Below are 19180 nucleotides of genomic sequence, written 5' to 3'. Positions count from 1 at the left end.
GGGCGAGGGAGGTGCTGGTTAGGCGCCGGCCCAGACGGTGGCGACCATGTCGTGGGTGTAGCCATCCGGGCCCGCGTTCACGTAGCGGGTAGCCAGCCAGATGCCGTCGCGCAGAAAGTGCGACTGGCCCGCGATGCCCTCGGCACCCTCGGTCGATTCGGCGACGCAGCGGATGCCGCCGAGCTCTTCATAGCAGTTCAGGCCGTCGCCGAGCAGCCGCTGGTGCACCGCTTCGGACTGCTCGGCCGTGACGAAGACCACGTTGGAGGTGAGGCCGCTGCCCGAGCCGCCGTCTGGGTTGCCCCATACGCAGGTGAGGTGCTCTGCGCCCTCGATGACGACGATGAGTTGTTCGTCATCGGTGCCGAACAGCACGCCGGAGTTGACGTCTTCCTCGGCCCACTCGGGGTTGAGGCTGCCAGTCTCGTTGAGGGTGGCCAGCATGGTGGGACTGTAGATCGCCTCGCAGCTGGTGGGGCGCGGCCCGGCGGCCACTGCGGGCGCGGCGCTGGCGACGGCATGCGGCTCGGCGGTTGCGGTGGGTGTGGGGCGCGTGCCCGGCAGGGAGTCGTCGGAGCCGGAGGGAGTGCCCGCTCCCCCGCGCCAGACGACGAGCACCACGATCAGCGCCACGACCAGCAACACGCCCACCGCGCCGAGGGCGAACCACAGCGGGCGCCGGGACGGTGAACCAGTCGGCAACGTTGCAGCGCCCATGGCGGTGACCCCCTTCGAGATTTTCTCCCAGCCTAGCTGGCCGCGGTGGGTTGCCCCGGATGTGGGCGTTGTTCGTGAATACGATCCCTGTGCGCTGGGTAGGGTCTAGCCATACGTCGACAGCCAGTCGTCTTTTTTTGGGGGGTACCGTGCATTTACGCGATGCGATGATTGACAACGAGGGAAACGTGTTCGGCGACGGGCTGATCGCCTACCCGCCCGACCCCACAGGGGTCTTCACCAGCCCCAAGGCCGGAATGGTTCGCGTTAGATTCCGTGGGTCTCGTATCGTCGAGTTTTCAGCGTGCCGGGCTCATCGGGATCCCATTACCGGCTACCTCACGGCAGAACCCGTCAGAGTTCGCGTGCAAATACCGGATGACCTCGCGCGCATTCTGGCACGGGCAATCCGAGCGACTCCGCGCTTGAGTCCCTTCACTTTTGCGCTCGACGAAGAGGGCATGATGTACGCCGATTCAGGACATGAGGCGTTCCGTCAGGGTCTGTCCGACTGGCGTGGGTCAGTGTCCTATGCCGACACTGGGTTCAGGGTGAAGCTCTCGGCGGCGTTGCGCTCGGTGTTGCCGGTTCCAGTACACAGACCGGTTGATGACCCATGGCCTGCAGATGCCGACCCGACCTCTAGAGTGAGTGTCGAGTTCTGGCTGGATGCGATGACAGCTGTCGTGCGCTTCGGCGGTATCTCGAACGCCCTCTCCGAAAAGCGCGAGCCACTACCGTCTCGCGTCGTACGGACGTCTCTTGACGCCATGCGCCTGGATGCGGCGCCTCTGGGATTCAACGGAGCGTTTTGGGGCATCACCGCCGACAACAAATGGGTCAGCATCTACAACAGCGCCCATACGGATGTGCAAAGTTCCTTGTACATTGACACCCCGAGCGTCGAGCATCGATACGAGTGCGGTCTGATGACGCCATCGAATAGATTCCCCCGCATCATGTTCAACGGAATCGATCTCGACATGGTCGGTGCGAACATGAGGTCGACGCGGAATTTCGGCCTGACGTTGACGAGCAACGACCCCGGCTCCATTCACTGGGATAGCTGGTCCACCGATGGGCCTGGCGCCTCAAGTGGGTTGCTGTGGGCGAGCCTTGAATTCGAGCTGACGATAGACGGCCTCGTTTTCAGCTACTCAGCTCTGCCGATCAAGTCGTGGAGCGAGGCTCAAGCTGATTCGCTCCGGGCTCAGGGTGTGCCCAGCGCAGTAGTGCGAGATATCCAGAGTCGCTCGGACTACTCATCACATCGACTCAACGAGGCCTGGCTGGTCGGGACGATCACCATCCCCTGGGAGGTGCTGATCCTTCGCTCAATGTGGTTCGGCCGCCACAGGGAAGCACTTCTGGAAGAAGGCTGACCTGCACATGCTGTCGCTTCCGTAGTGAATTTCGCCCGGCCTAAGTAGCCGTTTGCCTCCGGGCCGGATGCGGGGCATCATGGGTCGCGAGCCACCGTGTGTTCATGACTCCTTGTTGCGCGACCTAGTCCGCACTGTCTGTCACACGGTGGCTCCTCGCATCCACTGGTGGCGCTTGTCGGCGACGAGCCTAAGGACGAGCGCGTCAGGTGGCGAAGACGACCGCGGGGGAAGCGCTAGGAGTCGGCTTCGAGAAGAGGTAACCCTGGCCGTAGCGGCAGCCCATCGCCTGCAGCAGGTCTCGCTGGTTGGTGGTCTCGATGCCCTCGGCCACCACATCCAGATTGAGGGAGTCCGCCAAACGGAGGATTCCTTCCACTATCGCTCGATCGTGTTCGGACCGTTCGAGGTCGCGGATGAACGACAGGTCGATCTTCAACAGGTCCACAGTGAACTCGCGCAGATGTGTGAACGACGAGTAGCCGGTGCCGAAGTCATCGATGGCGAGCCGCACTCCGATGGCGCGCAGCTCCTGGAAGGTTCGGGCGGCGGAGTCGATCGCCTCGAGCACGGCGCTCTCGGTGAGCTCCAGCCAGAGCTGGTCAGGGGCCAGACCCGACTCCCTGAGCGCGCGCTTGACGACCGCACCGAAGTCGTCCTGCACGAACTGCCGGGCCGACACATTCACGCTGACGGCCACGTTGCGCTCCAGGGCGGTCGCCGCGTGGCAGGCCTGGCTCAGCACCGTGGCACCGATGCCCTTGATCAGGCCGACCTCTTCGGCAATCGCGATGAACTCAGCCGGGGAGATCAGCCCACGCTCGGGCCGCCGCCAGCGCGCGAGGGCCTCGGTCGCCACGACTCGGTTTTCCTGCAGGTCCACGATGGGCTGGTACCACGTCTCGATCTCGCCCTGAGCGACGGCGTCGCGCAGAGCCAGCTCGGTGTCGAGCCGCTGGTGAATGCGGTAGCGCAGGTCGTCGTCGAAGACTTCGTATCGGGCGCGGCCCCGTCCCTTGGCCAGATACATCGCCTGATCAGCGTTGCGCAGCAATGACTCGGCGTCGTCATGACCGAGCCCGAATGCTATGCCGATACTGGCGTCCACGGATGCGATCTGGTCACCGAACTGGATCGGCGCTGAGATGGCCTTCTGGAACGCCTCGGCGATCTTGTTGACATCCCCGCTGCGGCCGACATCCGGGCAGATGACCACGAATTCGTCCCCGCCGATGCGGGACACCGTGTCGGTCGCCCTGGCGTGCTGGCGCAGCCGGAGCCCAACCTGCATCAGGACGGCGTCGCCGGCGTGATGGCCGAGGCTGTCGTTGACGAACTTGAATCGGTCGAGGTCGATGAACAACACGGCGACGCCGGAACCGCGACGCGACGCCTGGAGGAGAGCCTGGTTCAGCCGGTCGAGGAGCAGCAGGCGATTGGGCAGGTTCGTCAGCGGATCGTGGAAAGCGAGGTGCTCGACCCGGGCTTCGGCCAGGCGCCGGGCGGTGATGTCCTCGAGTTGGTACAGGAACCCGCCGGCCTGCTCACCCTCGTTGATCTCGGCGATGCTGACCTTGACCCAGGTTTCCTCACCGTCGTCGCGTCGCATCCGACGATCCATGCGGCGGCCCGTCGGGCCGTCGACGCCGACCGTCGCGGATGCTGCGCCGTCCCCGGCATTCGCCGGACTGAACATCGACTCGATGGGCTGATTCACCACCGGGATCAATGATCCGGCCAGGTCGAAGAGCCGTTTGTTCGCCTCGACGACTATTCCGTCCAGCGACACGATGGCTGTTCCGAGCGGCGACGAGGCGAAGGCGGCCTCGAAGCGGGCACTCGCCGCCGATGCCGCGTGTTCGGCAGCGCGCAACGCGGTCACGTCGGTCACGCTGGCAAGGTGCCCGAACACATCGTTCGCATCCGTCATCGGGGCGGTGCTCACCTGCACCCAGTTGACCTGCCCGGAGGGAGTGCGGAATCGCATGGTCGTCTCGTACGCCTCCCCGGCGTCGACGTACTGTTGCCATTCCTGACGCACTCGGTCGGCGTCGTCGGGGTGCATGGCCGCGACCCAGCCGTCGCGCCGCGACTGGCGCTTCGTGAGCCCGCTCAGCTCGAGCCACTGGTCGTTGGCCGAAATGATTCCGCCGGCAGCATCCAGTTGCACGATGCCAACCGGTGCGATCTTGATCAGCGTGTGGAGCGTGTCCGCCGTCTCCGCCAGCTGCCGGGTGCGAGCGTCGACCGTCTCCTCAAGGGTGTGGTTGGCCTCGGCGAGGGCCTGCATGGCCGCGTCCCGCTGGCGATCGAGGGTGCGCAGCCGGCGCGCCGCGATCCAGGCGAGCCCGGTGCCGAGAACTGTCATGACCGCGATCAGGATGGCGACGCCGAACACCGTGTCATACCAGCCCAGGCGGCGGCCCGCCAGGTCGGCCAGCCCCAGGACGAACGGGCCGAGGAACAAGACAGGAATGACCGGGCGGAGCAGATGCCCCGCGCTGCCCGGGTCGCCCAACAGCGCGATCAGACCGTTGGCGGGACGCTGCAGCAGGATCGACAGCGACAAAACGGCCAGTCCAAGCGCCGAGGGCAGCGCCATGCTCGCGAACCCGCCGACACTGTAGAGGGAGGAGACCCCGTAGGCGTAGCCGAGAATCGCGATCAGGCTGATTATGAGCGTCCCGAAGGCCAGTCCGAGCATCACGCTCGCGCGGGCGAGCCGGCTGGCGACGACGGATGCCCCGAGCAGCAGCAGCGACACCGCCGTGGCCGGCGCCATGCGCGCGGTCTGCCCGTCGAAGTCGATACCCGCAAGCTCGTCAATGCCGAGTGATATCCCGAAGACGTACTCGGCCAGGGTGAGCGCACCGATCATGGCAACAGCGAGACCCAGACCCAGAGTGACTCGGCGCCGGTCCAGCATTGCCACGGCAACAGAGACGAGAATAAAGCCCACGGCGGTCATCGGCTTGATCGTCCACAGGCCGGTGATGGCCCCGGGTATAGCGCCCAGCCCGACGTACCATCCGATCAGGAGGAGCACACCAACCGCTCCGGCGACGGCCGCTCCGGTGAGACTGGCCAACCGCATGATGTGCCTCTGCTCCCGTTGGCAGGAGCGCCACTCGTCATGATGATTCTACCGGGCTGCCGTTCCTCGGACCCCACGCCGTTGGGTGAGCTTGTCGAAACCCGGTGACCATGCCTGTGTTGCGAGGCGGGGTCACGGGATCTCGACAGGCTCGATCAACGCGGGGGGGGGTCTCGACAAGCTCGATCAGCGAGTGCCGCGGGGCCGCATGGCGGCGTTACCCCGCGCCGCCACCGCCGGGACCGAACACGAAGATGACCGCCAACAGGCCCGCCATCACGGAACCGACCACGCCAAACAGCGCGAGATAGAAGACCATCAGGTTGGTCAGCGGGTGAAGCTCGAGCCAGGTGAAATAGTCCGGCTCGCGTTTCGCGAGCGCCCAAGGGCTGAGCTCCCCCTCCGGGACGCGCAGCGTCGCGGGCATTGCCTCGGCGATCGTGAGCAGGTCGGTCATCGTCCACACCCACATGCTCAGCCGCAGCACCGTTGTGTCGCCGTTCCGCAACACCGCCCACTTTTCATCGACGACACCGATCGGCGTTCGGAGTGGCCGATACGGTCTGCCGCCCGACCCCGTGACATCCCAGTACCAGATGATCTCGGTGGTGTTCGTGGGCTCGATGCGGCGCCGCCGACCGAACAGGTCCCGATACTCGAGGTAGCGGTCCGGCGCGATGGTCAGGGAGCGACTGCGCGTCCGGGCGTAGCCGGTGAGGATGAGTCCCGGAACAAGGAAGAACAGTCCGAGCCAGCTGAAAGGGTTCTCTGGCGGGTGGACGAGAAGAACCACGGCCGGCACGGCCCCAACCACGGTTAGGCCGACGCCGGCCCAGGTGCGTGCCTGCTTCGGACGAAGCGTGATCAATCCTCCGCCAGCGGATGTGTCAATCAGCGTGGCGTCGCGCTTATCTGGGTCGTTGCCGATTTGAGTGAAACCGCCGCCGGGGCGCACCCGGGCCCGGGGACTCACGATGATTGTCCGGCTTCTTGCTGCAGCCAGTCGGCGAAGGAATGGAGCGTTGAAGCTGCCGCCAGCGGGGCTGCGGGAGCCCGTTTTTCGATGTTCATCCGTGGTGTCCCCCTGGATCGCGGCCATCGCCGTGTGGTGGCGCGGGGCCAGACCCGCTGTGGGATTAGCGTCGCCCGCCCCGGCCGCGTTGAGGCTAAAGGTAGCGGACAGGATTGGTATCAACGGTGGAATCATGCTGGTGGTGGGCGCCTTTTGCCCGGAATGGGGGTGCGCGGTCTCAGCGGAGGTGCGGAGGATAGCGACAAGCTCGACCGCCGAGACGGTCCCGGCCGACGAGGGGCCCGACCGACCACGAAGCCACAAACGGGTCAGTCCCCCGGCGCCATGGGCCAGAGGTTGTTCACAATGTCGAGCGTGTAGCCCTCTGGGCCAGCGTTGGAGTACTCCGTGGCCACCCAGATGCCGTCGCGCAGGAAGTGCGACTCACCGAAGTAGCCCTCGTCGTTGGACCCCTCCGTGGTGCACCGCAGCCCACCCTGCTGTTCGAAGCAACTGTAGCCGCGGTCGGCCAGAAGGGCCTGGATGGTGGCGCTGTCCTCGGCATCCACCCACACCACTGCGGTGGAGACCCCGGCGCCGGACGGCCCCTCTGGCATGCCCCACTGGCAGAGGAGGGAGTCATTCGCCTCGATGACCTGCTGCTGCACGGGGTCGTCCTCGCCGATCCGCATTTCCAGCTCGGGGTCGTTCAGCCAGGCCGGGTTGAGCACCATGCTGCCGAATGCGGCGACCATCTCGGGGCTGTACAGGTCGTCGCAGGATTCCGGCCGAGGCGTGCCCTGGGCGGCCGAGCTGCCCGGGGTGGGGGTCGGAGTGGGTGTGGCCGGCGCCACGGTTGCTGACGGCGTGGGCCGGGCCGCCTCTGTAGCGGCCGGGGTGACCTCGCCACGCGGCCAGAACAGACCGGCGAGGATCGCCGCGGCCGCGAGCAATACAGCGAACACCCCGATGATCACCCACAGCCGGCGATTCGCCGGAGAGGGTGCCGATGAATGCGCAGCGCCCATGAGTGACTTCCTCGCGGTTTCCGCCCAGCATAGTCCGGCCGCCCAGCGGCGTCACCGTTAACGGGGAATGGCCCCCTGCCGAAGCAGGGGGCCATTCTCGGAAATCACACTCGGTTAGTTGTACGTACCGGGGGTGAAGTCGTCCGACGAGAAGCTGTCGAAGTCGACGAAGCTCAGGTCACCCTCGGTGAACGCTGCATCATCGGTGAAGATGCGGTTCGGGTAACGCTCAGCCTTGGCTTCATCCGTTGCCTCGACGTTGACGTCGCGGTAACGGGGAAGACCGGTGCCGGCCGGGATCAACTTACCGATGATCACGTTCTCCTTCAGGCCCATCAGCGGGTCGCTCTTGCCTTCCATGGCCGCCTGGGTCAGAACCCGGGTGGTCTCCTGGAAGGAAGCGGCCGACAGCCACGACTCGGTTGCCAGCGAAGCCTTGGTGATACCCATGACTTCCTGACGAGCCGAAGCCGTCTTCTTGCCCTCGGTGAGTGCGGTGCGGTTGAGTTCGTTGTACTTCAACCGGTCAACGAGCTCGCCCGGAAGCAGGCCGGTGTCGCCGTGCTCCACGACAGTCACCTTGCGAAGCATCTGACGAACGATGACCTCGATGTGCTTGTCGTGAATCGGCACGCCCTGCGAACGGTAGACATCCTGCACGCCACCAACGAGGTGCTTCTGCACCGCACGGACACCCTTGACGCGAAGAACTTCCTTCGGGTCGACGGCGCCGATGATGATCTGCGTGCCGAGCTCCACGTGCTGGCCATCCTCAACGAGGAGGGTCGCGCGCTTGAGCACCGGGTAGGCGATTGCTTCGTCACCGTTGTCGGGGGTCAGGATCACCTTGCGGCTACGATCCGTGTCCTCGATGGTGATGCGGCCAGCAACGTCGACGATCGGCGATGCACCCTTGGGGGTACGCGCCTCGAAGAGCTCCTGCACCCGGGGCAGACCCTGGGTGATGTCGTCTGCGGATGCGGAACCACCGGTGTGGAAGGTACGCATGGTCAGCTGCGTGCCGGGCTCACCGATCGACTGTGCGGCGATGATGCCGACGGCCTCTCCGATGTCCACGAGCAGGCCGGTAGCGAGCGAACGGCCGTAGCAGACCGCACACACACCGACAGCAGACTCGCAGGTCAGCACCGAGCGCACCTTGATGTTCTCGACGCCGGCGGCAACCAGCTTCTCGATCATCACGTCACCGACGTCGTCTCCGGCGTCAGCAACGACCTCACCCTTGGCGTTGACCGCGGGGGCGGCCAGGCTGCGGGCGTAGACCGCGTTCTCCACGTTGGGGTGACGTGAGAGAGCGCCGGCGGCGTCGACCGTGGCGATCGGCAGTTCCAGACCCTTGGTCGTACCGCAGTCGTCTTCGCGGATGATGACATCCTGCGAGACGTCGACGAGACGACGCGTGAGGTACCCGGAGTCTGCGGTACGCAGAGCGGTGTCGGCCAGACCCTTACGAGCACCGTGAGTAGCAATGAAGTACTCGGCGACGGACAGGCCTTCGCGGTAGCTCGAGATAATCGGGCGAGGGATGATCTCACCCTTCGGGTTGTTAACCAGACCACGCATACCGGCGATGTTTCGCACCTGCAGCCAGTTACCACGAGCACCAGAGGTAACCATCCGGTTGATCGTGTTGTCGGCCGGGAAGTTCGCCTGCATGGCCGCGGCGACGTCTTCGGTCGCCTTGGTCCAGATCTGGATGAGCTCCTGACGACGCTCGAGGTCGGTCGTGAGACCCTTCTCGAACTGCGACTGAACCTTCGCGGCCATCTTCTCGTAGGTACCGACGATCTCCTTCTTGTTCGGAGGCGTCAGGATGTCACTGAGCGCGACGGTCACACCGGAGCGGGTGGCCCAGTAGAAGCCGGCGTCCTTGATGCGGTCCAGCGTTGCCGCTACTTCCACCTTCGGGTACCGCTCCGCCAGGTCATTCACGATGGCCGAGAGGGTGCCCTTGTCGGCAACCTTCTCGAAGTACGGGTAGTCAGCCGGCAGCGCCTCGTTGAAGATGGCGCGGCCCAGCGTGGTGTTCACCAGTACGGTTCCGACGGCCTGACCATCGACCAGCTCAACACCATCGGGCTGAGTGCCCTCGGTGAAGTACAGGTCGCTGATGCGGATGCGCACCTTGGCGTTCAGGTCGAGCGACTTCTGGTCGTGGGCCAGGATGGCCTCCGAGACAGAGGTGAACGCGCGGCCTTCGCCGGTGACGCCGTCCTTGAGCGTGGTCAGGTGGTGCAGACCGATGATCATGTCCTGGGTGGGCAGGGTCACCGGGCGACCGTCAGACGGCTTCAGGATGTTGTTCGAGGCGAGCATCAGGATGCGCGCTTCGGCCTGGGCCTCCATGGACAGCGGCAGGTGCACAGCCATCTGGTCACCGTCGAAGTCGGCGTTGAACGCCGCACAGACGAGGGGGTGCAGCTGGATGGCCTTACCCTCCACGAGCTGAGGTTCGAAGGCCTGGATACCGAGGCGGTGCAGCGTGGGTGCACGGTTCAGCAGAACCGGGCGCTCACGGATGATCTCCTCGAGCACGTCCCAAACCTGGGGGCGGCTGCGCTCGACCATGCGCTTGGCGGCCTTGATGTTCTGAGCGTGGCTCAGGTCGATCAGGCGCTTGATCACGAACGGCTTGAAGAGCTCCAGAGCCATCTGCTTGGGCAGACCACACTGGTGCAGCTTCAGCTGCGGGCCGACAATGATGACCGAACGGCCAGAGTAGTCAACGCGCTTACCGAGCAGGTTCTGACGGAACCGACCCTGCTTACCCTTGAGCATGTCGCTCAGAGACTTGAGGGCGCGGTTACCGGTACCCGTGACGGGACGGCCACGACGACCGTTGTCGAAGAGCGCGTCAACGGCCTCCTGCAGCATCCGCTTCTCGTTGTTCACGATGATCTCGGGGGCACCGAGGTCAAGCAGACGACGCAGACGGTTGTTGCGGTTGATCACACGACGGTAGAGGTCGTTGAGGTCGGAGGTCGCGAAACGGCCACCGTCGAGCTGCACCATCGGGCGCAGTTCCGGCGGGATGACCGGCACGACGTCGAGCACCATCGCGGCCGGCGAGTTGCCGGTCATGATGAAGGCGTTGACGACACGCAGACGCTTGATGGCGCGGATCTTCTTCTGACCCTTGCCCTCGGCGATCTGCAGGTGCAGGTTTTCGCTCTCGGTGACCAGGTCGAAGGCCTCAAGGCGCTTCTTGATGGCCTCGGCGCCCATGAAGGCCTCGAAGTACATGCCGAAGCGGTCCTGGAGCTCGTGGAAGACGGAGTCTTCCGGCTTCAGGTCGCCGACCTTGAGGGTGCGGAAGTCTTCCCAGACACGCTCGAGGTGAGCGATCTGCTCGTCGAGGGCCTTGCGGACCTGCGACATCTCCTTCTCGGCGGCGTCCTTGGTGCGCTTCTTCTGGTCGCTCTTAGCGCCTTCGGCCTCCAGTGCTGCGAGGTCGGTTTCGAGGCGCTGCAGGCGGTCGGCGATGCGGGAGTCGCGGCTGCCTTCGAGGGTCTTGATCTCGAGACGCAGTTCGTTCTCCAGCCCAGGCATGTCCTGGTGGCGACCGTCTTCGTCAACCTCGATGACCATGTAGGCAGCGAAGTAGATGACCTTTTCGAGGTCCTTCGGAGCCATGTCCAGCAGGTAACCGAGACGCGAGGGAACACCCTTGAAGTACCAGATGTGGGTGACCGGGGCGGCGAGTTCGATGTGGCCCATGCGCTCACGGCGCACCGACGACTTCGTGACCTCTACGCCACAGCGCTCACAGACGATGCCTTTGAAGCGCACTCGCTTGTACTTGCCGCACGAGCACTCCCAGTCGCGGGACGGTCCGAAGATCTGCTCTCCGAAGAGACCGTCCTTTTCCGGCTTGAGTGTGCGGTAGTTGATGGTTTCGGGCTTCTTGACCTCACCGTGCGACCAACGACGGATGTCGTCAGCGGTGGCCAGGCCAATGCGAAGCTCGTCAAATGTTGTTACGTCGAGCAATTTCTCTCCTTGGAAAGTTTTCGAGTATTCGTCAGTGGCCTGGTTTAGATGTCGTCGATTGACGACGACTCAAACCGGGTGGAAATGTTGATGCCCAGTTCCTCCGCTGCGCGGAAGACCTCGTCATCCGTGTCGCGCAGGCTGACTGCGGTTCCATCGGCCGAGAGCACCTCGACGTTCAGGCACAGCGACTGCATTTCCTTGATCAGAACCTTGAAGCTCTCGGGGATACCGGGTTCCTGGATGTTCTCGCCCTTGACGATGGCTTCGTACACCTTGACGCGGCCGAGGATGTCGTCCGACTTGATGGTCAGGAGTTCCTGCAGGGCGTAAGCGGCTCCATATGCTTCGAGCGCCCACACCTCCATCTCACCGAAACGCTGTCCACCGAACTGCGCCTTACCACCCAGCGGCTGCTGCGTGATCATGGAGTACGGGCCCGTCGAACGTGCGTGGATCTTGTCGTCGACGAGGTGGTGCAGCTTCAGGATGTACATGTATCCGACCGCGATGGGCATCGGGTACGGCTCGCCGGAGCGGCCATCGAACAGCTGCGTCTTTCCGGTCGAGTCGATCAGGCGGTCCCCGTCACGAGTCAGAGTCGTCGAGTCGAGCAGACCGGCGATTTCTTCCTCGAGCGCGCCGTCGAACACCGGGGTCGCGACCTTGGTGTTCGGGGCGGCGCTGTGCGCGGCTTCGGGAAGACGGCCGGCCCACTTGGGCTTACCCTCGACCTGCCAGCCCTGCTTGGCGATCCACCCGAGGTGGGTCTCCAGCACCTGACCGAAGTTCATGCGGCCCGGGATACCCAGCGGGTTCAGGATGATGTCAACCGGGGTTCCGTCGGCGAGGAACGGCATGTCCTCGACCGGCAGGATCTTCGAGATGACACCCTTGTTGCCGTGACGACCGGCGAGCTTGTCACCCTCGGTGATCTTGCGCTTCTGGGCGATGAAGACGACAACACGCTGGTTGACGCCCGAGCCGAGCTCGTCGTCGCCATCCTGCGAGTCGAAGACCTTGACACCGATGATGGTGCCACGCTCACCGTGGGGAACCTTCAGGGAAGTGTCGCGAACTTCGCGGCTCTTCTCGTTGAAGATCGCGCGCAGCAGGCGCTCCTCGGCGGACAGCTCGGTCTCGCCCTTCGGCGTGACCTTGCCCACGAGGATGTCGCCGGGGCGAACCTCGGCGCCGATGCGGATGATGCCACGCTCGTCCAGGTCTGCAAGCAGGTCCGGGGAGACGTTGGGCAGGTCGCGAGTGATCTCTTCCTTGCCCAGCTTGGTGTCGCGCGCATCCACTTCGTACTCTTCGATGTGAATCGAGGAGAGAACGTCGTCCTTCACCAGGTTCTGGCTCAGGATGATGGCGTCCTCGAAGTTGTGACCCTCCCATGACATGAATGCCACGAGGAGGTTCTTTCCGAGTGCGAGCTCACCGTTGTCGGTAGCGGGACCATCGGCGATGACCTCGCCGGCCTCGATACGCTCGCCGGCGTTGACGATGACACGGTGGTTGTAGCTGGTGCCCTGGTTGGAGCGGCTGAACTTGCGCAGGTAGTAGTCCTGCGTTCCGCCCTCGTCGAGCTGGATGGTGACGACGTCAGCCGACACCTCCATGACCACACCGGACTTCTGTGCAGTGAGCACGTCGCCGGCGTCGATGGCCGCGAAGCCCTCCATACCGGTTCCGACCAGCGGGCTGTCACTGAGCAGCAGCGGCACAGCCTGACGCTGCATGTTGGCACCCATGAGCGCGCGGTTAGCATCGTCGTGCTCGAGGAAGGGGATGAGCGAGGTCGCGACGGAAACCATCTGGCGCGGCGAGACATCCATGTAGCCGATGTCTTCTGCCGGGAAGAGGTCAACCTCTCCACCCTTCTTACGCGCGAGAACACGGGTCTCGGCGAAGCGGGCGGCCTTGGTCAGCGGGGCGTTGGCCTGCGCGACGATGTACTCGTCTTCCTCACTTGCGGTGAGGTAGTCGATCGTCGTGGAGACGACACCATCGATGACTCGACGGTACGGGGTCTCGATGAAACCGAAGGCGTTGATCCGCGCGAACGAGGCGAGCGAACCGATCAGGCCGATGTTCGGGCCTTCCGGGGTCTCAATCGGGCACATGCGGCCGTAGTGCGACGGGTGAACGTCTCGCACCTCGACACCTGCGCGGTCACGGGACAGACCACCCGGGCCCAGCGCGGACAGGCGACGCTTGTGCGTCAGTCCGGCGAGCGGGTTGTTCTGGTCCATGAACTGCGACAGCTGCGACGTACCGAAGAACTCCTTGATCGCGGCGACGACGGGGCGCACGTTGATCAGGGTCTGCGGGGTGATCGCTTCGATGTCCTGCGTGGTCATGCGCTCGCGAACGACGCGCTCCATGCGGGACAGACCGGTGCGGACCTGGTTCTGGATGAGCTCGCCGACGGCGCGGATACGACGGTTACCGAAGTGGTCGATGTCGTCGATGTCGATGCGGATGTCGGTCTCGACGCCGTCGCGGGTGCCGCGGATCGTGGTCTGGTTGTCGTGCAGCGCAACCAGGTACTTGATCGTGGCCAGGATGTCCTGCAGCGTGAGAACGGAGTCGGTGAGCGGCGCCTCGAGGCCCAGCTTGCGGTTGATCTTGTAACGACCAACCTTGGCCAGGTCGTAGCGCTTGGAGTTGAAGAAGAAGTTGTCCAGCAGCGCACGCGCGGCCTCGGCGGCGACCTGTTCTCCCGGGCGCAGCTTGCGGTAGATGTCCTTGAGGGCTTCTTCCTTGGTGAGGATGTTGTCCTTCTCAAGGGTGAGCTCGATGGACGCGAAGCCCTTGAACTCCTCGAGGATCTCTTCGGAGGTGAGTCCGAGGGCCTTGAGGAACACCGTGACGGACTGCTTGCGCTTGCGGTCGATGCGAACGCCGACCTGGTCGCGCTTGTCGATCTCGAATTCGAGCCAGGCACCACGGCTCGGGATGACGCGGGCGGAGTAGATGTCCTTGTCGGAGGTCTTCTCCTGTTCGCGGTTGAAGTACACACCGGGCGAACGCACCAGCTGCGACACGACGACACGCTCGGTGCCGTTGATCACGAAGGTGCCCTTGGGGGTCATCAGCGGGAAGTCGCCCATGAACACGGTCTGGGTCTTGATCTCACCGGTGAGGTGGTTCATGAACTCAGCGTTCACATACAGCGGTGCGGAATAGGTCTTGCCCTTTTCCTTGCACTCGTCGATGGTGTACTTCTCCGGCTCGAGCTCCGGGTTGGTGAAGGACAGCTGCATCGTCTCGCTGAGGTCCTCGATCGGAGAGATCTCCTCGAAGATCTCGTCGAGACCGGTGCGAGCGTTCAGGTCGTGACGACCGGCAGCCTGGGCCTCGGCGAGGCGAGCTTTCCAGATGTCGTTTCCGACGAGCCAGTCAAAGCTCTCGGTCTGCAAGGCGAGCAGATCGGGAACCGTGAGGTTGTCAGAAATCTTTGCGAACGAAAGACGGCCAGCAGCTCGTCCGTTCTTGGGTGAATTGGTGGTTGCGTTGCGCGCAGCAGCCAAGGAAGTAACCTCCGTGGACCCCGTCAGGTCTAATCACTGTTAGTAATTTGGTATGGACTCCGCAGATCCTGAGCAGGGATGTCCATCCTTAGATATGAGGACATCCGGCTCAGAAATGTGCTGCAAGGTGGCTTGAGCACGCAAAGCCGACCGCAATATGAAGGCAGAGTTAAATCTGGGAGCGCAAAGGTCAACTATATGCCGTTGTTGCGCCCGTGTCTACTGGAATGTTGACCTTCGCCAAATTCTCAGGTATAACCCGGTTTCACCGGCCGGCTGGAGCGGCGGGCGGGGTGTTGAGTTGCTCCATTGTGCCTCATCCGGCAGCGTCCTGCTGCGGCCATCGAGCGCGTGTCGTCTGTATGGCGCAGCCATCCGCTCCGGGTGTGGCCGCCGACTTGCCAGTTGGCGCCCTGTGGCGGGCCCTGAAGGGGCGTCAAGTGGCACCTCACCGCAACGACGGCCGCATCGTGGCCCCCGATTTGCCGCAAAGTACCCCTTCAGCGCCCGCTAAGGGTGCTTTCGGCGCAAGTCGGCGGGCGGGTTCTGCGCGACTTGCCGCAAAGTGCCCCTTCCGGGCCCGCTAAGGGTGCATTTGGCGCAAGTCGGCGCACGGATGCGCGGGGCTGTCAGACTGGGGGGATGAGCAGGGGCGAGCACGAACATCCGACGATCACACTGAAACTGAGCGGGCACCAGGCCGTCATCGAGCCGGACCGGTTCACGCCGGGCAGCTACCAGCTGGTGGTGGACGGCACCCCGCAGTCGCACGTGAACATCGACAACCCCGACGAGTTGTTCTTCGAGTACATCCAGCGGATCGGGCACGTCATCGACTTGATCGGCGACCCCGGCGAAGCCATCACGGCCGTGCACCTGGGCGCCGGCGCGCTCACCCTGCCCCGCTATGTCGAGGCGACCCGGCCCGGCTCCCGCCAGCAGGTGGTGGAGATCGAGAGCGACCTCATCGACTTCGTACGCGCCGAACTGCCCTGGGACAAGCGCGCCAACCTGCGGGTGCGGCACGGTGACGCCCGCGAGGTGCTGGGCAAGTTGCCCGCCGGGCTGCACGGCTCGGTGGACCTCGTGGTCATCGACATCTTCTCGGGCGCCCGCACCCCGGCGCACGTGACCAGCCGAGAGTTCTACGAGCTCGCCGCTCCCCTGCTGTCGCCGCGCGGCGTGCTCGCGGTGAACGTGGCGGATGGGCCGGGCCTCGCGTTCGCCCGCAGCCAGGCCGCCACGCTGTCGGCCGTGTTCGGGCACGTCATCGGCCTCGCCGAGACGCAGGTACTCAAGGGGCGCCGGTTCGGCAACATCGTCTTCGTGGCCGCGCACACCCCGCTCGACCTGCACTGGGTGCCGCGGCTTCTGGCCGGCGGCCCGCATCCGGCCAAGGTTGTCGAGGGCGCCGAGCTGGCCCAGTTCATGTCGGCCGCGTCGGTGTCCACGGATGCTACCGCCACTCCGTCGCCGCTGCCCGGCCGCACCGTGTTCCAGATCGGCAACTGAGCGCCCTCGCTCACGGTTCTCAGGACCAGGCCAGCGCGCTAGCGGCTGAGCCGGATGGTGTCCCCCAGCGTTGCCGTGCCCTCCGCATCGGGCCGGTAGTACTGGAGCACGAACTCATCGGCCGTCGCCTCGATCACGCTCGCCCCGGTCCCCTCCAGGCAGAGCCGACTTCCCTCTCGCAGTTCGACGGGACACACGCGGGCGTTGGCCGTACCCCCGATGCCGGCTGTGAGGTAGTGCAGACCATCGACCACGACGTCCTCATAGATGTGCTGATGGCCCGCGATGACAATATCGGCCCCCCACCCGGCGTAGTCCCAGCCAGCGGTGGGCCGCATCTCCCGGTTGTCTTCGTGGACGCCGGAGGTGTAGGCGGGGCGGTGGAACAGCACCACGTTCCAGGCATCCGGTCGCTCGGCACGCTGGTCAGCGAGCGTTTCCTTCAACCAGCCCCGCTGGATCTCCAACTCCTCTGGGGTGGTCTCGCTGTCCAGCACGATCAGGGTGACGTCGCCGACATCCTGTGTGTACCAGCGCTGCTGCTCGTCGGCGGCCGTGCTGAGGTACGGGAAGGCCGCACGATAGGCGTCGAGGCCGGCACCCACATCGGAGTAGTCGTGGTTGCCGAGCGTGGGCCACAGAGGTGGCGCGCCCCGCCCATCCTCGCCTTGCTCGAAGTAGCCCCAGACCGATTCGGCATACGGAGTGCAGTCCACTTCGTTCTGGGTGTTGTCTCCGGCGGTCACGATGGCGTCCACGCCCCAGGAGGCGACCTGATCCGCCGTCCACTGTTCTCCGGCGTCGCACGTCCCGAAGTCGGAGATCAGCGCCAACCGGGTCGGCGGTGGCGGAGACGGCTCGGTGCTTTCGGAGGGTCTCGGGTCGGAATTGGCCGGGGGAACGAATACGCATCCGGCCAGGACGAGAACAGCAGCCGCGGAGGCGACCACGCCCGCCACTGTGCGGCGGGCGCTTCGGCCATCCACTGCTCTCGTCTTCCGAGTCCTCACGTGTGACAGACCCCAATTCGGCTCAACACTTCGTCGCTCCCTAGGGCAGCGCCGGAAGGGTGGGCGTCGCCTTGGCCAGCAGGCGCACCTGGATCGCCTCGATTTGCTTGGACTGACCGGTCGTGCCCGCAGAGGCACCATTGCTCACCCACGGCTGCCAGCCGACGTCCTGCACGTGGGTGCGGTACGAGATGTCGTACTGGGAGGCCAGCTCCCCGGTCAGGCGGAACTGGATTCCCTCCATCTGCAGGGCTCGCCCGGTCGTCCCGATGTTGGAGGTAGGACGCCAACCCATCCAGCCGATGTTCTGAACGTGGGCGTTGGCCTCGATGTTCGCGACCGCAGGGGATCCCGGCGTCTCGACGACGAGCGATTCCATCTGCCTGAACTGGCCAAGGGTGCCCCCTACCTGGCCGGTGTTCACTTTGCGCTGCCAGCCGACATCCTGCAGGTGGGCCTTGTACCGGAGCATCGGTGTGGCGCCCTGTTCCTTGATCAGCATCGTGGCGCGCGTGGCCAGCCAGTCGCGGAGGTAGCCGACCTCGCCGGCGTAGGTGCTGTGGTAGTTCTTGCCGAAACCGGCGATCAATAGCGTCGGCGTGCCCAAAATCGGCCACACGGCGAAGTTCGCAGCGGCGGAGGCCGCGATTTCGCTCTCCCAGCGGGTGATCTTGGCCGGCATCAGACCGACCTCGTGGGAGATACCCGCTTGCCACAGCTCGTTGGCGCGCTGGACGAACTCCTTGGAACGGAACAGGTCGAAGTAGAAGCCGTTGCCCTGCTGCCGCAGAATCTGCGCATTCTTCGCGTAGTCGGCCTGCGGATCCGAGCCGAGATGCAGCGCGCGGTCGTAGTTGCCCAATGCGCTATCGAAGTCCCACACCGGTCCGGCGAACAGCTTGCTGGCAGGTCCGTTTTTGTAGAAGTAGACGCTTGACTGCGTGATCTCAGGATTGGCTGTCTGTTCGAACACGTAATAGAACTTGACGAACGAGTCAACGTCGATCAGGGCGCTCAGCGCCACCCAGTCGACCTGCGGCGCCGCCAGGATCGCGTCCACCCTATTCAGGGTGTTCTGGATGTCGTTCCAGCCGGCCTGGGTCTCGGCTGGAAGCGGACCCCCGTCCGGAACGCCGGCCTTCGAGTCCTTCAGGACGAACAGTGACCTACTGGTCGCGGTTCGGAAGTTGTAGGGCTCGGCCAGGCCATAGTTGTTGTCCAACTCGACCATCACGCCCGTCGGGTCAGTGAGGTCCACGCGGTTCGTCTTGACCTCGGTCTTCTCGCTGATCAGATAGTTGCCGAGGTAGGCGCCGTTGACCCTGAGGTCGACCCATCTGGACTCCGGCGAGTAGGCCAGCCCGATCGACGTGGCCAGCTCGAAGGCGGCCTTGTTGCGCATCAGCGACGCATCGGCTGCGTTCGCGAGAAGAATCCACGTCTTCGACGGGGCCATGCCCAGAACAGCGGTGTTCTGTTCGAACTTGATCTGGTACGGCTTTTTGGCCAGGTTCCAGGTGTAGTTGCCACGGCCCTTGATCTCGCCGAGAGCCGGCACCGAGATGCTGTTCACCCCGGCAGGGTCCTCGACAGTCATCGTTGTCGCGACCTTATTGTCTTTGGATGCGTGCACGTAGCTCAGCGTGTTGCGCGAGGCGTCTGGGTCGCTGAGGGTGATGTTCAGGGTCGGTAGGTTCGGTGTCTGTGGTGCGGCGGTGGCGTGTGTCGGGTCACCGACATTGACGAGGGTGATGGTGAGGGCGGCGGTCATGATGACGACCAACGCTCGCAGGGCTAGGCCCTCGCGAGACTGTATCTGCATTGGAGAGGCCTTTCGTGTGGTCCCCTCAACACAGGGACATAAGCCGGATAGCGAGT

At 64.5% G+C, this 19180-nt stretch carries 10 protein-coding genes; 2 read left to right on the top strand and 8 right to left on the bottom strand.

What is annotated here, in order from left to right; all coding sequences use genetic code 11:
* Nucleotides 1–18 precede the first annotated feature (18 nt).
* Nucleotides 19–717, bottom strand: coding sequence for a hypothetical protein (locus tag C3B61_RS00270; RefSeq protein ID WP_103459138.1), 699 nt, complete (start codon nt 715–717; stop codon nt 19–21).
* A gap of 167 nt (nt 718–884) precedes the next feature.
* Between C3B61_RS00270 and C3B61_RS00265 the strand changes: the two genes are divergently transcribed.
* A complete protein-coding gene (locus C3B61_RS00265) occupies nt 885–2099 on the top strand; it encodes a hypothetical protein (RefSeq protein ID WP_103459137.1) in 1215 nt (404 codons plus the stop codon).
* A gap of 205 nt (nt 2100–2304) precedes the next feature.
* Here C3B61_RS00265 and C3B61_RS00260 read toward each other — a convergent pair whose 3' ends face one another.
* From C3B61_RS00260 to rpoB, 5 genes are all read right to left on the bottom strand, one after another.
* Entirely contained in the window at nt 2305–5193 is a 2889-nt protein-coding gene (locus tag C3B61_RS00260; protein WP_103459136.1) for a putative bifunctional diguanylate cyclase/phosphodiesterase, read from the bottom strand.
* A 217-nt stretch (nt 5194–5410) separates the two neighbouring features.
* Entirely contained in the window at nt 5411–6292 is an 882-nt protein-coding gene (locus C3B61_RS00255) for a hypothetical protein (RefSeq protein ID WP_133160200.1), read from the bottom strand.
* 242 nt (nt 6293–6534) lie between these two features.
* On the bottom strand, nt 6535–7233 hold the full coding sequence (locus C3B61_RS00250; protein WP_103459134.1) for a hypothetical protein: 699 nt from the start codon (nt 7231–7233) through the stop codon (nt 6535–6537).
* Between the two features lie 114 nt (nt 7234–7347).
* On the bottom strand, nt 7348–11244 hold the full coding sequence (locus tag C3B61_RS00245) for a DNA-directed RNA polymerase subunit beta' (protein ID WP_088457226.1): 3897 nt from the start codon (nt 11242–11244) through the stop codon (nt 7348–7350).
* 44 nt (nt 11245–11288) lie between these two features.
* Entirely contained in the window at nt 11289–14780 is a 3492-nt protein-coding gene (rpoB, locus tag C3B61_RS00240) for a DNA-directed RNA polymerase subunit beta (protein ID WP_103429995.1), read from the bottom strand.
* Nucleotides 14781–15422: 642 nt separating this feature from the next.
* Here rpoB and C3B61_RS00235 point away from each other — a divergent pair.
* The gene (locus C3B61_RS00235) at nt 15423–16292 is read left to right on the top strand and encodes a spermidine synthase (protein WP_103459133.1); all 870 of its coding nucleotides are present in this window, start codon (nt 15423–15425) and stop codon (nt 16290–16292) included.
* Nucleotides 16293–16330: 38 nt separating this feature from the next.
* On the opposite strand, the gene C3B61_RS00230 is transcribed toward C3B61_RS00235, so the two are convergent.
* Both C3B61_RS00230 and C3B61_RS00225 read right to left on the bottom strand, forming a co-directional pair.
* On the bottom strand, nt 16331–17242 hold the full coding sequence (locus tag C3B61_RS00230) for a metallophosphoesterase family protein (protein WP_165791104.1): 912 nt from the start codon (nt 17240–17242) through the stop codon (nt 16331–16333).
* Nucleotides 17243–17342: 100 nt separating this feature from the next.
* Complete coding sequence (locus C3B61_RS00225) at nt 17343–19124, bottom strand: CotH kinase family protein (RefSeq protein ID WP_165791103.1); 1782 nt, start codon at nt 19122–19124, stop codon at nt 17343–17345.
* Nucleotides 19125–19180: the final 56 nt, after the last annotated feature.

The sequence above is a fragment of the Cryobacterium zongtaii genome, assembly GCF_002909375.1.
GTDB lineage: Bacteria > Actinomycetota > Actinomycetes > Actinomycetales > Microbacteriaceae > Cryobacterium > Cryobacterium zongtaii.
Note: the sequence above shows the minus strand (reverse complement) of the source record. Positions and strands in the feature narration are given on the sequence as shown.

What these genes read in the sequence shown, in the direction of transcription:
- C3B61_RS00225 (WP_165791103.1), bottom strand. Translation starts at nt 19,124, where the DNA reads ATGCAGATACAGTCTCGCGAGGGCCTAGCCCTGCGAGCGTTGGTCGTC.
- C3B61_RS00270 (WP_103459138.1), bottom strand. Translation starts at nt 717, where the DNA reads ATGGGCGCTGCAACGTTGCCGACTGGTTCACCGTCCCGGCGCCCGCTG.
- C3B61_RS00260 (WP_103459136.1), bottom strand. Translation starts at nt 5,193, where the DNA reads ATGCGGTTGGCCAGTCTCACCGGAGCGGCCGTCGCCGGAGCGGTTGGT.
- C3B61_RS00265 (WP_103459137.1), top strand. Translation starts at nt 885, where the DNA reads ATGATTGACAACGAGGGAAACGTGTTCGGCGACGGGCTGATCGCCTAC.
- C3B61_RS00250 (WP_103459134.1), bottom strand. Translation starts at nt 7,233, where the DNA reads ATGGGCGCTGCGCATTCATCGGCACCCTCTCCGGCGAATCGCCGGCTG.
- C3B61_RS00235 (WP_103459133.1), top strand. Translation starts at nt 15,423, where the DNA reads ATGAGCAGGGGCGAGCACGAACATCCGACGATCACACTGAAACTGAGC.
- C3B61_RS00255 (WP_133160200.1), bottom strand. Translation starts at nt 6,292, where the DNA reads ATGGCCGCGATCCAGGGGGACACCACGGATGAACATCGAAAAACGGGC.